This window comes from Pseudomonas sp. MEJ108, from assembly GCF_030208985.1.
Lineage (GTDB): Bacteria > Pseudomonadota > Gammaproteobacteria > Pseudomonadales > Pseudomonadaceae > Aquipseudomonas > Aquipseudomonas fragariae.
This window is the reverse complement of the sequence record NZ_JARVSW010000020.1, coordinates 88,098-102,045: the sequence shown is the minus strand read 5'-3', so window position 1 is coordinate 102,045 and position 13,948 is coordinate 88,098. Positions and strand designations below refer to the sequence as shown.

Genomic DNA, 13,948 nt, shown 5'->3' with positions numbered 1-13,948 from the left:
CTACGGCGCAACGTCAGGCTTGACTGTACCTAGTACATTGCCTTCGGCGTCGGTGATCGTGCCATCCGCCATCTTCCAGCGACCGTCCGGGTAGTTGACCGAGCCATCCGCAAAAACCCAGGTTCCATCCTTGTGCTGGATATCACCATTGGGGTGCTCTGTAGAGCCATCGGCATGCACGGTCGTGCCGTCAAGGTTCTGCACGGCTCCGTCAGAATGGGTGACGGATTGACCATCTGCAGACTCGACGCTGCCGTTCAGATAGCTGACAGTACCGTCCGCGTTGTTCACGCTGTTGGGCGGCTGGACCAGTTGCAGGACGCCCGTTGCGGTGTTGACGACTGCCAGTAGTTTGTCCAGACGCGAAGATGCAGCAGGCACCGGGGGCACCGTCTGCGCTACCGGCTCACTGGTAGAGGGCTTGACCTGCGGCTTGACTGGCGGCTTGGCCGGGTTCGTTGTCTTGACCGGCGGTTTCACAGGCGGCTCGACCGGGTTCGTTGTCTTGACCGGCGGTTTCACAGGCGGCTTGACCGGGTCCGTTTTCCTGACCGGCGGTTTCACAGGCGGCTTGACCGGGTCCGTTTTCTTGACCGGCGGTTTGACTGGATCTTTCGCCTTGACCGGGGGTTTGACGTTTACCTTTGGCTTGATTGATACCGGATACTCAAGATGCATGGGCTGAAGTTCTCCGGCAACGAGGTCATCTTTTTCGGTTGTGTCTTTGTACATATCGGTGTGCATCTCTTTGATTCCATTCATTATTGAAACTCCGTTTATTCAACTGAAACGCAAGCGTAAGCCCTCCCTCCACTGGCAGGCATATAACTATTTAGCGAGTGCAAAAAACCGGGCCACCTGCCTGCCGCTATGGGTAGCAGCAGGCAAGGTGCGGTTTCAACGACGTGCGTTGAGCTGTTGCGAGAGGTTCTGGATCTGACTGTTAAGCGTGTTGATGCTACGGGTGACCTGCGCACGGAAGGCATCGAACTCGGCAGTATTGCCGCCTGCTGACGGTGCCGGAGTATTTTCCTGCTCGCTTTTGAGCACCATCAGCTCTTGTTCAAGTCGCTCGACAGCAGCCGAAGGGTTGCCCTGCTTTTTCAGGGCTGCGACATCGGCTGCCACGCTCTTGATCTGGGCGTCCAGCTTGCCCTGCTCAGCCTGAGCGGTTTTCAGGTCAGGCAACGCTGTTTTCAGCGCAGCCAGTTCAGCGACAACGCTTTTCAATTGTTCCTGCATCTGCGCGTTTTCGGTTTGCTGTTGCGCCGTTTGCGCGGCCATCTGCTCCAGACGCTTGTCGAGACTGCCCTGCTGACCTTCAACGCCTTCACGCTGTTTGTCCTGGTCTTCCAGTTGCGCTTCGAGCAACTTGATGCGCTGCTTGAGGGCTTCGCCGTCACTGGACAGCGATTCGGTGGCCACGACCTTGCCGGAGATATCCTGCAAACGCCCCGCCGCTTCTTCGCTGATGCGCGCAAAGCTTTCCTGCGTCGCCACCAGTTGTTGCTCCATCAGGGACACTTGCTGAAAGCTCCACCAGCCAAGGCCGCAAAACGCAATGAACAGCGCACCGACCAATGCCCAGAGCGGCCCGGTGCTCGGCCCCTTGACCTTGACCACAGGCGTGGTGCGCGAATAGACGGTGGTGCGCTCGCGTGCGCCATTGCTCGGCGCAAAGTCGTCGTCATCGTCCTTGGCGCTCAGGCTGGGAACGTCATCGACATCGTCGTAGGGATCGTTGCGCATGAATAACCCTTCAGGAAGCTGTTAAATCAAAGTTCGTAAATCAAAGTTCGGCAGTGTAACAACAGCGCAGAATCAATCTCACTGTGCTACTGCCGCATTCAGATCGGGTGCTGTGCCTGCCACCAGCCACAGAATTCATCCAGCGCCGTCCACAGGCTGACCTGCGGCTGATAATCCAGATAATGCCTTGCACGGCCGATATCAAGCGTGAAGTCCTTGTTCATGACCTGCATGCCCAGTCTGGACAGCGTAGGTTCAGGTCGGCCAGGCCACAGCATGCAGGCCGCTTCGTTGATCGCCGCCGCACTGTAGGCCAGCCCGTAAGAACGATAGCGGGTAACCTGAGGCAACTGCATCTGCCGCATCACATAATTGATCGCATCCCACAACGGGACCGGCGTGCCGTTACTGATGTTGTACGCCTTGCCCAGCGCAGACCCGGTTGCCAGCAAACTGCTCAACAACGCTTCATTGAGGTTCTGCATGCTGGTGAAATCGACCATGTTCAGGCCGTTGCCTACGATCGACAGACGCTTCTTGCGCTGCATGTGCAGCAGGCGCGGAAAGATACTGTTGTCGCCAGCACCGGTGACGAAACGCGGCCGCAGGGCAATCACTTCCAGGCCGAACTCTTCAGCGCCGAAGACCTTTTGCTCGGCCAGGTATTTGGTGGCCGCATAGTGGTTGTGGAAGCGCCTGGGCACCTGGTCTTCGGTGATATCGCGGCGCGAGTGACCATTGAAATAGATCGACGGCGATGACAGGTGGACCAGCCTGCGCACTCTTTGTTTCAGGCAGCCCTCGACAATGTTCTCGGTGAGTTGCACGTTGCCCTGCACAAAATCCTGACGACGCCCCCACATGCCGACGGAGCCGGCGCAATGCACCACGGCCTCGACGTCATCGCACAGCGCGCGCACCAGATACGGGTCGGCGAGGTCGCCCTGAATGAACTCGGCGCCGCGTCTGACCAGATGCTCGACCGCATCGGCACGACGGCCATTGATCCGCACGCTCATGCCCTGCTCAAGGGCAAAACGCGCAAAGCGTCCGCCGATGAAGCCACTTGCGCCGGTGACCAGAATTTTCATTTACCGCTCCATTAACGCGTCTGCGTGACAGGGGTAACCCGACACGCATTGATTACACATGATCGTAATGACGATCATTCATCGCTCAACGGCACCAGCCAGTGGGCAGCATGTTGTGCCAGATGCCCGGTGAGACGTGTCAGCAACTGACCACCGTTGCGCCAATGGTGCCAGTACAACGGCACATCAATACAGCGATCCGGCAGCAGTTCAAGCAGCGTGCCGCTGCGCAATTGCTCGCGCACTTGCAGTTCGGGCGTCAGCCCCCAGCCCATTCCGGCTTCGATCATACGGATGAAACCCTCGGAAGAAGGGCACAAATGATGCTCGAAACCGTCCTGCACACCAAGCAATGCCAGATAACGATGCTGCAAAAGATCATCCGGCCCGTAAACGAGCGCCGCTGATCTGACCAGTTTTTCGGGGCTGACACCGTCCGCAAAATGGCGCGCGATGAATGCCGGGCTGGCCAGCGCCCGATAGCGCATCGCCCCCAGCAACTGACTGCGCGCCCCGGCCACCGGGCGCTCACTGCCACACAGACACGCTGCGACTTCGCCAGCGCGCATGCGTTTGAGCCCGACGTCCTGATCTTCGAGCACCAGGTCCAGCAACAGACGATGCTGCGTGCAGAAGTCACCAATGGCCGGTGCCCACCACGTTGCCAGACTGTCGGCGTTCAAGGCGATCCGCAAACGCTCGGGCATGCCCTCCTCGTCCAGTGCCGGCACCTGACTTTGCAGATCGCGCTCCAGCAAGCGGACCTGCTGCACGTGATTGAGCAGGCGTCGGCCGATGTCGGTCGGGCTCGGCGGCGTGGCGCGGACCAGCACCGGCTGACCAATGCGCGCCTCCAGCAATTTGATCCGTTGCGAGACCGCTGACTGCGACAGCCCCAGCACCTGGGCCGCACGTTCGAACCCGGCCTGCTCGATAACTGCGGCGAGCGCGGACAACAGCTTGTAGTCGAACATCAGTTTCCCTAATGAGAGATGATGATTATTGGTTTTACTTATATCGCTTCAACATTGAAAGTCGCCACCTGAATCTGCTCGATGGGAACGTATTTATGTGGCAAAGCTACTTCAACGGATTGCTGATCGCCGCTGGCCTGATCATGGCCATTGGCTCGCAAAACGCATTCGTACTGGCTCAGGGGCTGCGCCGTGAACACCACGTGTCAGTCGCGATGCTCTGCATTATCTGCGATGCCATTCTGGTCGCCGCCGGGGTGTTCGGTCTGGCCAATGTGCTGGCGCAAAACCCGACCCTGCTGGCGGTGGCGCGCTGGGGCGGTGTGCTATTCCTCAGTTGGTATGGCGTGCAGGCACTGCGCCGGGCATGCTCGAAGCAGAGCCTCGAACACGGTGCCGCGGCTGGCAAAAGATCGCGCCGCACGGTACTGCTCAGCGCATTGGCCGTGACCTTGCTCAACCCGCATGTGTACCTGGACACCGTACTACTGATCGGCTCGCTCGGGGCACAACAGAGTGTGCCGGGCGCCTATGTAGCAGGCGCCGCGAGCGCTTCGTTGCTGTGGTTTTCCTGCCTCGCCATCGGCGCGGCCTGGCTCGCTCCCTGGCTGGCCCGCCCTGCCACATGGCGTCTGCTGGATGTGATGGTGGCGGTCATGATGTTCAGTGTGGCGTGGCAATTGATCCGTTCGGCCTGAAGGTTTCATGTCCGTTGAAGCAACAGCGCGGGAACCTCTATCCCACACAGTTGTTGCGTGGTTAAGCCGCAGGCCCGGTGCTATAGTCCGGGGTCTGCGCCGCAAAAGAGTAAAACTCCCGGTGCATGCTGTATCTGGCCGCCCGTGATCGGCCCTGCGACTACCGCAATTGACCTGAAAGGAGATAAACCATGGCTTTTGAATTGCCGCCACTGCCCTACGCCAAAGACGCTCTGGTGCCGCACATTTCTGCGGAGACTCTGGAATATCACCACGACAAGCACCACAACACCTACGTCGTGAACCTGAACAACCTGGTGCCTGGCACCGAGTTCGAAGGCAAGACCCTGGAAGAGATCATCAAGACCTCCTCGGGCGGTATCTTCAACAACGCCGCTCAGGTCTGGAACCACACGTTCTACTGGAACTGCCTGGCCCCTAACGCTGGCGGCGAGCCTACCGGCGCTCTGGCCGAAGCCATCAACAAGGCGTTCGGTTCCTTTGACAAGTTCAAGGAAGAGTTCAGCAAGACTTCCATCGGCACTTTCGGCTCCGGCTGGGGCTGGCTGGTGAAGAAGGCTGACGGCTCCCTGGCACTGGCCAGCACCATCGGTGCCGGCAACCCGTTGACCAGCGGCGACACCCCGCTGCTGACCTGCGATGTCTGGGAACACGCCTACTACATCGACTACCGCAACCTGCGTCCGAAGTACGTGGAAGCGTTCTGGAATCTGGTGAACTGGGACTTCGTGGCCAAGCAATTCGCCTCCTGAGTCCAGCGTCATCGAAAAACCCGGCCTAGCGTCGGGTTTTTTATGTTTTCCGGCCGGTAAAGGCCGCTCACCCGATGCCTGTTTCACAGACGGCGTCGAACACCCGCCTGCCAGTCAGGCGAATCGCAAATCTTTTTTCGCCTGCCGCTCGTACTTTGTGTATTGTCAGAAAACGCTAGCTGACTCGTGCCACAACGTAATTCTCTATGACGTAATTCTTTACAGTGTTCTGCTCAGGTTACCTAACTGGCCACCCGACGCATTGAGGTGGCTTTGGCCAGCAGGTGCAAGGAACGCGAAGATCAGCCAGGCGTACCGGTTGTGACAAGGTCACGGCGTGCGGGCCTGGTTTTTCGAGGGTCATGAGGCGATATGCCCTCCGACACGAACTAAGGAACGGCCATTGAAGCTGGAACTCAAGAACAGCCTGTCGGTAAAGCTGCTGCGCGTTGTGCTGCTTTCGGCGCTTCTGGTGGGCGTCCTGCTCAGCTGTGCGCAAATCATCTTCGACGCCTACAAGACACGTCAGGCTGTGGCGAGCGATGCCGAGCGAATTCTCGGCATGTTCCGCGATCCTTCGACACAGGCCGTCTACAGCCTGGACCGCGAGATGGGCATGCAAGTCATCGAAGGCCTGTTCCAGGATGACTCGGTACGCATGGCGTCCATAGGCCACCCCAATGAAAGCCTGCTCGCCGAGAAAGACCGGCCGCTGAAAGACTCCCCCACCCGGTGGCTGACAGACCTCATCCTCGGCCAGGAGCGCAGCTTCACCACTCAACTGGTAGGCCGCAGCCCCTACAGCGAGTATTACGGCGACCTGCGCATCACTCTCGACACCGCCAATTACGGCGAAAGCTTTCTGGTCAATGCCGGCATCATCTTTGTCGCCGGCGTGCTGCGTGCGCTGGCAATGGGGCTGGTGCTGTATCTGGTCTATCACTGGCTGCTGACCAAGCCGCTGTCAAAGATCATCGAACACCTGATCGCGATCAACCCCGACCGCCCCAGCGAACACCAATTGCCGTTGCTCAAAGGCCACGAGAAAAACGAACTGGGGATCTGGGTCAACACCGCCAACCAGTTGCTGGCCTCCATCGAGCGCCACACTTATCTGCGCCATGAGGCCGAGAACAATCTGCAGCGCATGGCGCAATACGATTTCCTCACCGGTCTGCCCAATCGACTTCAGTTGCAGACCGGGCTGGACAGGATTCTGGAGGATGCGGGGCGCCAGCAACACAGAGTGGCGGTTCTTTGCGTGGGTCTGGATGACTTCAAGGGCATCAACGAACAGTTCAGCTACCAGTCCGGCGATCAATTACTGCTCGCACTCGCTGACCGCCTGCGCGCGCACAGCGTACTGCTCGGCGCACTGGCGCGCCTGGGCGGCGACCAGTTCGCGCTGGTTCAGTCCAACATCGAACAGCCCTACGAGGCAGCAGAGCTGGCGCAGAATATTCTCGATGAGCTGGAGGCACCGTTCATTGTCGGTGACCAGCAGATTCGACTGCGGGCAACCATCGGCATCACGCTGTTTCCCGAAGACGGCGACAGCACCGAAAAACTGCTGCAAAAAGCCGAACAGACCATGACGCTGGCCAAAGCCCGCTCGCGTAACCGGTATCAGTTCTACATCGCCAGCGTGGACAGCGAAATGCGCCGCCGCCGCGAGCTCGAAAAAGACCTGCGCGAAGCCCTGCCACGCAATCAGTTATATCTGGTCTATCAACCGCAGATCAGCTATCGCGATCACCGTATCGTCGGAGTGGAAGCACTGATCCGCTGGCAGCATCCGGAGCATGGTCTGGTGCCGCCGGACGTATTCATCCCGCTGGCCGAACAGAACGGCACGATCATCGTCATCGGAGAGTGGGTGCTGGATCAGGCCTGCCGTCAGCTGCGCGAATGGCTCGATCAGGGGTTCACCGATTTGCGCATGGCCGTCAACCTGTCGACCGTGCAGCTGCATCACGCGGAACTGCCCCGCGTGGTCAACAACCTGCTGCAGATCTATCGCTTGCCACCGCGCAGCCTGGAACTGGAAGTGACCGAAACCGGGCTGATGGAAGATATCAACACCGCCGCCCAGCACCTGTTGAGCTTGCGACGCTCCGGCGCCTTGATTGCCATCGATGACTTCGGCACCGGCTACTCATCGCTGAGTTACCTGAAAAGCCTGCCGCTGGACAAGATCAAGATTGACCGCAGCTTCGTGCAGGACCTGATCGATGACGACGATGACGCTACTATCGTGCGAGCCATTATCCAGCTGGGCAAGAGCCTGGGCATGCAAGTGATTGCCGAAGGCGTGGAGACCGTCGAGCAGGAGGCCTATGTCGTGACCGAGGGCTGTCACGAAGGCCAGGGCTATCTGTACAGCAAGCCGCTGCCGGGTCGCGAACTGCTGGCTTACCTCAAGCAGTCGCGTCAGGACCACGCCGCCAGTCTGTGAGCCGATTTGCATGCTCCCGGCCATTCACGTCATCTTGAAACCGACTGTTACAACCTGCCGAATGCCTGAACACGCCCCCACAGGCGTTTTGCCTTTACATCGAATGCAAATCTTTCGCATTATGTCGCAGATTTTATGGGCGCCCGCCCGCCATCACCTTTATCGACGCAGGATTCAGTCATGATTCGTATGCCTCTGGCAACCGCTAGTCTGTTGGCCATCGCTATCTCTCTCGCCGGTTGTGGCGAAGGCAAGGACAAGGCTGCCGCCCCGGCACCCGCGCCAGCCGCTGCTCCGGCGACGCCGGCTGTGACGCCTGCGGCCCCTGCTCCGGCAGCCGCTGCCCAGACTGACGACGCGGCGGCCAAGGCTGTGGTCGCGAACTACACCAACATGGTGTCTGCCGTGTTCGACGATGCCGAGGCCGGCGCGAAAAAACTCAGCACTGCCGTCGACGCATTTCTGGCCAAGCCCAACGATGAAACCCTGAAAGCTGCCCGTGAGGCGTGGATCGCTGCGCGTGTGCCTTACATGCAGAGCGAAGTCTTCCGCTTCGGTAACACCATCATCGATGACTGGGAAGGACAGGTTAACGCCTGGCCCCTGGACGAAGGCCTGATCGACTATGTGGCCAAGGATTATCAACACGCACTGGGCAACCCGGGCGCCACTGCCAACATCATCGCCAACACCGAGATTCAGGTCGGCGAAGACAAGGTCGACGTAAAGGAAATCACCTCCGAAAAACTCGCCAGCCTGAACGAGCTGGGCGGTTCCGAGGCCAACGTCGCCACCGGCTACCACGCCATCGAATTCCTGCTCTGGGGCCAGGACCTGAACGGCACCGGCCCTGGCGCCGGCGCACGTCCGGCCAGCGATTACCTGGAGGGGGCTGGCGCAACCGGCGGCCACAATGATCGCCGCCGCGCCTACCTCAAGGCCGTCACCGACCTGCTGGTCAGCGACCTTGAAGAAATGTCCGGTAACTGGAAGGCCGGCGTGCCCGACAACTACCGCGCCACGCTGGAAGCCGAATCCGGCGAAAGCGGTCTGCGCAAAATGCTCTTCGGCATGGGCAGCCTGTCGCTGGGTGAACTGGCGGGCGAGCGCATGAAAGTCGCGCTGGAAGCCAACTCCAGCGAAGACGAACACGACTGCTTCAGCGACAACACGCACAACTCGCACTTCTACAACGGCAAGGGCATTCGCAACGTTTACCTGGGCGAGTACACCCGCACCGACGGCAGCAAGGTCAGCGGCCCGAGCCTTTCGTCTCTGGTCGCCAAGGCAGACCCGGCCACCGACGCCACCTTGCGCGCTGACCTGGATGACACTCAGGCCAAGTTGCAGGTCATCGTCGATCACGCGAACAAGGGCGAGCATTTCGACCAGTTGATTGCTGCCGGCAACACGGCCGGCAATCAGGTGGTGCGTGACGCCATCGCCGCGCTGGTCAAACAGACAGGCGCTATCGAGCAGGCGGCTGGCAAGCTGGGCATCACCGACCTGAACCCGGACAACGCCGATCACGAGTTCTGATCAACCGCGTTTGTTGCAGTAACGATCAATGCCGGTCAGTTCGCTGACCGGCATTTTTTGTGTCTGATTGACAGGCATCGTTTGCAACTGCCGTGCGCGTTGACCTGCGACATGGGGGGACTCCCAGGCATCAATACAACGTATCCGCAATACGCCCCGGCAACGCCTTGTCGTAGGCGTCACCGTCGATCTGCTCCGCCGAAACCGCCTTGAGGATCTGCCCGGCAGTGGGTAGCGCGCTGCGTTCGATGTGCTTCGCCGGGTCCCACAAACCGGACCGGATGGTCGCCCTGCTGCACTGGAAATACACGCTGGTCACTGAAATGCGCAGCACTGACCTGGGCAACTGGCCCTTCACTGCAAAACGCGAGAGCAACTCGGGCTCAACCGATATCTGAGCGGTTCCGTTGACGCGCAGGGTTTCACCCACGCCGGGTATGAGAAACAACAGCGCAACGCGCGGATCGTTGACGATGTTGCGCAGCGTATCGATGCGGTTGTTGCCGCGTCGGTCAGGCAGATAAAGCGTCTTGCTGTCCTCGATATGCACCAGACCCGCCTGATCGCCACGTGGAGAAGCATCGAGCCCGTCAGGCCCGGCAGAGGCAAGCACGGCAAACGGTGCCTGCTCGATGAAAGGCCGGTAGACCTCATGAATGTGGTCAACTTCCTTGATGAGCGAAGGAGGTGCGATCGGGCCATAGATCGCTTCCAGTGCCTGGAGGGTGGTCACGAACGCGCTGTTGTCCGGGTTATTCATTGGATAATCTCTGCTGGCCGTTGGTGTATGAATGCTGCCAGCGTCATGTGACTGATCGTATGAAGCAGCCTGCGCAGCATAGGCAAAAACATCAGGACCCGACCAGCCTCAAAGATTCGTAACATCACATTGCACAACACGTCGCAAACGATAATCCCTCTTATTCAAACCGCACGAGGCTGATAAGCTTGCACGCCCCGATTTTTCGCCCCGTTGCAGGATGTCTATGAGTACGCGGCTCCGTCTATCACTTGCCTTGCTCACGACCCTGGTCCTGAGCGCATGCGATGACGCCCCGCGTTTCACGCATGCCGAGCCGGGAGAAGCCTTGTCGGGTGGCAGCGCCACCGTCAGGAAGAGCGACCAGAACGCTTTCTCGATGCCCTCGGCCAATCTGGCCCCCGTGCGGCGGCTGGACTTCAGCGTCGGCAACAGCTTCTTCCGCAGCCCGTGGGTGATTGCGCCATCGACCACCACGGCTCGCGATGGGCTTGGCCCGCTGTTCAACACCAATGCCTGCCAGAACTGCCACATCAAGGACGGTCGCGGTCATCCGCCGGAGGCTGGCGACAGCAATGCCGTGTCCATGCTGGTCAGGCTGTCGATTCCCGATGACCCGGCCTATGCCGACCTTATAAAACGCAACGGCGTGCTGCCCGAACCGGTCTACGGCGGGCAATTGCAGGACATGTCGAACCCCGGCGTAACGCCCGAGGGCAAGGTGCGGGTCGAGTACGATGCGCTGACGGTCGAGTTTCGCGATGGCACGTCAGTCGAGCTGCGCCAGCCGACCCTCAGGATCACCCAGTTGGGCTATGGCCCCATGCACCCCGATACTCACATCTCGGCTCGCGTGGCCCCGCCAATGATCGGCCTGGGCTTGCTCGAGGCGATTGCCGATGACGCCATCCTTGCCAATGCCGACCCCGATGACAAGAACGCCGATGGCATCTCGGGACGTCCCAACTGGGTCTGGGACGATGCTCGGCAAAAAGTGGTGATGGGCCGGTTTGGCTGGAAAGCCGGCCAGCCCAATCTCAACCAGCAGAACGTGCACGCCTTTTCCGGCGACATGGGGCTGACCACCAGCCTGCGGCCTTTCGATGATTGCACACCGGCCCAGACCGATTGCCTGGCTGCGCCCAATGGCAATGGCCCGGATGGCGAACCGGAAGTCAGCGACAACATCCTGCGCCTGGTGGAGTTCTACACCCGCAACCTGGCTGTTCCGGCGCGCCGCAAGGTCGACGACCCGCAGGTGCTGGCAGGCAAGAACCTGTTTTTCCAGGCGGGCTGCCAGCAATGCCACACCCCTTCTTTCAAAACCCGTAGCGACGCCGCCGAACCCGAGTTGGCCAATCAGGAAATTCGTCCGTACAGCGACCTGCTGCTGCACGACATGGGCGAAGGGCTGGCCGATAACCGTACCGAATTCCAGGCCAGCGGAAGTGAGTGGCGCACCCCGCCCTTGTGGGGGCTGGGCCTGACCGGCACCGTAAGCGGACACACGCAACTGTTGCATGACGGTCGCGCGCGCAATGTGCTTGAGGCGATACTGTGGCACGGCGGCGAAGCGCAAGCGGCGCAGCGCCAGGTTCTGGCTTTTGACGCCCAGCAACGTGAAGCGCTGTTGGCCTTCCTGAATTCGTTATGATTGCGCCCTTTGCAGAATCTTCCTGTTCAAACACCTTCCTTTAAGAAATAAGGAGCCGGACATGTTCCGACCCAAGTTGTTGCTGACCAGCCTTGCGGCGCTTGCCTTGGGTGCCTGCTCGCCATCCGACCCTCAGGCGGTGACGTCCGCAGCGATTGCCAAACAGGTCATCCTGCCGACCTACAGCCGCTGGGTAGAGGCTGATCGTCAGTTGGCAGCCAGCGCATTGGCGTTCTGCCAGGGCAAGACTGATCTGGCCAGCGCCCGCGCCGACTTTCTGAAAGCACAGAAGACCTGGGCCGAGTTGCAACCACTGTTGATCGGCCCTCTGGCCGAAGGCAATCGCGCCTGGCAAATACAGTTCTGGCCAGACAAGAAGAACCTGGTGGGCCGTCAGGTCGAGCAACTGGTGACTGCACAGCCGCAGATCACCGCTCAGGAACTGTCCAAGGCCAGTGTCGTGGTGCAGGGTTTGTCCGCCTACGAATACATCCTCTTCGACGCCGACATCGACATGGCCAATGCCGAGCAGAAAGCACGCTACTGCCCGCTGCTGATGGCCATCGGTGAACGCCAGAAACAACTGGCTGAAGAAATCCTCAACAGCTGGAACAGCACCGACGGCATGCTCGCGCAATTGAGCAAGTTCCCCAATCAGCGCTACGCCGACTCTCATGAAGCCATCGCCGAATTGCTGCGGGTTCAGGTCACCGCCCTCGACAGCCTGAAGAAAAAGCTCGGCACGCCACTGGGTCGTCAGAGCAAGGGGCAACCGCAGCCCTTCCAGGCAGATGCGTGGCGCAGCAAGTCGTCGCTCAGCAGCCTGGAAGCCAGCCTGATCAGCGCCGAGACGGTGTGGACCGGTGTCGACAACAAGGGCTTGCGCGGCCTGCTGCCCGCCGAGCAGAAACCGCTGGCCGACAAAATCGATGCCGCCTACGCTAACAGCCGCAAATTGCTGTCGGAGCTCAAGCCGCCACTGGCCGACCTGCTGGCCACGGATGCAGGACGCCAGCAACTCAATGCGTTTTACGACAGCCTGAACGCCGTGCACCGCCTGCACGAAGGCGAGCTGGCCAAGGCCCTCGGCATTCAGTTGGGCTTCAACGCCAACGACGGCGATTGATCAAGAGGTACATGTGATGTTGCGACGTCAGGCCATGGCGCTCGGCAGTCTTCTGCTCAGCGCCTGCACGCTGGGTGGCTGGACCCTGTTCAGGCAAAAGGACACACGCCCCTTGTTGCTTTCCGCTCGCGACGATGGCGACGGCAAGCACTACGCGGTGGGTTTCAAGCTCGACGGAACGCAGGTATTCGCCACCCGGGTGGGCCAGCGCTGCCACGACATCATCAATCATCCCGACCTGCCACTCGCAGTGTTTATCGCCCGTCGCCCAGGTACTGAAAGCTACCTGATCGACCTGCGCGATGGCCGCTTGCTGCAAACCATCGTTTCGCAGCCTGACCGCCACTTCTACGGCCATGCCGTGATTCATCGCGACGGCGAATGGCTGTATGCGACGGAAAACGACACCCGCGATCCAGGCCGCGGTTTATTGGGCGTCTACCGCTTCGTCGGCGAGCGACTGGTGCACTCGGCTGAAATTTCCACGCATGGCATCGGTCCGCATCAGGTCTCCTGGATGCCGGACGGTGAAACGCTGGTGGTCGCCAATGGTGGCATTCGCACCGAGGCGGAAAGCCGGGTAGAGATGAACCTCGATGCCATGCAACCCAGCCTGGTCATCATGCAGCGTGACGGTACGTTACTCAGCAAGGAAGCGCTTTCCCAGCAGATGAACAGCGTGCGCCACATGGGTATTGCCAGCGATGGCACCATCGTTGCGGGTCAGCAGTTCATGGGCGACAGCCACGAGTTGGCCGAACTGCTGGCCATCAAGCGTCCAGGCCAGCCATTCCAGGCGTTTCCGGTAGCAGAGGAGCAATTGCGCGCGATGGCCCACTACACCGCCAGCGTCGCAGTACACAGTGACCTGCGACTGGTGGCCCTGACGGCGCCACGCGGCAATCGCTTCTTCATCTGGGACCTGGACAGTGGCGCATTGAAACTGGATGCGCCGCTGCCGGACTGTGCGGGAGTGGGGGCTGTCGCCGACGGCTTTGTCGTGACCTCAGGCCAGGGACGCTGCCGCTTCTATGACTGTCGCAAGGCGCAACTGCTGGCTCGGCCATTGGACCTGCCAGCCGGGTTGTGGGACAACCATCTTCATCTGGCTCAGGTGGGTTAGGTACAG

12 protein-coding genes are annotated in these 13,948 nt (G+C 60.1%); 7 read left to right on the top strand and 5 right to left on the bottom strand.

What is annotated here, in order from left to right; genetic code table 11:
- The 4 genes from QRN50_RS11200 to QRN50_RS11185 form a co-directional block, all read right to left on the bottom strand.
- Window positions 1-762, bottom strand: a complete 762-nt coding sequence (locus QRN50_RS11200; RefSeq protein ID WP_096127448.1) for a hypothetical protein — start codon at window positions 760-762, stop codon at window positions 1-3.
- Between the two features lie 135 nt (window positions 763-897).
- Window positions 898-1,749 (bottom strand): ATPase, encoded by an 852-nt coding sequence (locus tag QRN50_RS11195; protein ID WP_011268817.1) that lies wholly within the window; start codon window positions 1,747-1,749, stop codon window positions 898-900.
- Window positions 1,750-1,847: 98 nt separating this feature from the next.
- Window positions 1,848-2,840: an NAD-dependent epimerase/dehydratase family protein gene (locus QRN50_RS11190; RefSeq protein ID WP_011268818.1), complete on the bottom strand. Its 993-nt coding sequence runs from the start codon at window positions 2,838-2,840 to the stop codon at window positions 1,848-1,850.
- 74 nt (window positions 2,841-2,914) lie between these two features.
- A complete protein-coding gene (locus QRN50_RS11185; protein ID WP_060406351.1) occupies window positions 2,915-3,814 on the bottom strand; it encodes a LysR family transcriptional regulator ArgP in 900 nt (299 codons plus the stop codon).
- 95 nt (window positions 3,815-3,909) lie between these two features.
- Here QRN50_RS11185 and QRN50_RS11180 point away from each other — a divergent pair, with 95 nt between their 5' ends.
- The 4 genes from QRN50_RS11180 (at window position 3,910) to QRN50_RS11165 (ending at window position 9,279) form a co-directional block, all read left to right on the top strand.
- The gene (locus QRN50_RS11180) at window positions 3,910-4,512 is read left to right on the top strand and encodes a LysE/ArgO family amino acid transporter (protein WP_003405944.1); all 603 of its coding nucleotides are present in this window, start codon (window positions 3,910-3,912) and stop codon (window positions 4,510-4,512) included.
- 191 nt (window positions 4,513-4,703) lie between these two features.
- Entirely contained in the window at window positions 4,704-5,285 is a 582-nt protein-coding gene (gene sodB / locus QRN50_RS11175) for a superoxide dismutase [Fe] (RefSeq protein ID WP_003405945.1), read from the top strand.
- Between the two features lie 403 nt (window positions 5,286-5,688).
- On the top strand, window positions 5,689-7,740 hold the full coding sequence (locus QRN50_RS11170) for a putative bifunctional diguanylate cyclase/phosphodiesterase (RefSeq protein WP_024652474.1): 2,052 nt from the start codon (window positions 5,689-5,691) through the stop codon (window positions 7,738-7,740).
- A 180-nt stretch (window positions 7,741-7,920) separates the two neighbouring features.
- Window positions 7,921-9,279 carry an imelysin family protein gene (locus QRN50_RS11165; RefSeq protein ID WP_060406350.1) on the top strand — a complete coding sequence of 453 codons (1,359 nt, stop codon included), beginning with the start codon at window positions 7,921-7,923 and terminating at the stop codon, window positions 9,277-9,279.
- A 130-nt stretch (window positions 9,280-9,409) separates the two neighbouring features.
- Here QRN50_RS11165 and QRN50_RS11160 read toward each other — a convergent pair whose 3' ends face one another.
- On the bottom strand, window positions 9,410-10,039 hold the full coding sequence (locus tag QRN50_RS11160; protein ID WP_003405948.1) for a pyridoxamine 5'-phosphate oxidase family protein: 630 nt from the start codon (window positions 10,037-10,039) through the stop codon (window positions 9,410-9,412).
- A 226-nt stretch (window positions 10,040-10,265) separates the two neighbouring features.
- Here QRN50_RS11160 and QRN50_RS11155 point away from each other — a divergent pair, with 226 nt between their 5' ends.
- The 3 genes from QRN50_RS11155 to QRN50_RS11145 all read left to right on the top strand — a co-directional run bounded on the left by QRN50_RS11155 (window position 10,266) and on the right by QRN50_RS11145 (window position 13,942).
- Window positions 10,266-11,693, top strand: coding sequence for a di-heme oxidoreductase family protein (locus QRN50_RS11155; protein WP_024640924.1), 1,428 nt, complete (start codon window positions 10,266-10,268; stop codon window positions 11,691-11,693).
- 61 nt (window positions 11,694-11,754) lie between these two features.
- Window positions 11,755-12,819, top strand: a complete 1,065-nt coding sequence (locus QRN50_RS11150) for an imelysin family protein (RefSeq protein WP_024659791.1) — start codon at window positions 11,755-11,757, stop codon at window positions 12,817-12,819.
- A gap of 16 nt (window positions 12,820-12,835) precedes the next feature.
- Window positions 12,836-13,942 carry a DUF1513 domain-containing protein gene (locus QRN50_RS11145; RefSeq protein ID WP_032654374.1) on the top strand — a complete coding sequence of 369 codons (1,107 nt, stop codon included), beginning with the start codon at window positions 12,836-12,838 and terminating at the stop codon, window positions 13,940-13,942.
- Window positions 13,943-13,948: the final 6 nt, after the last annotated feature.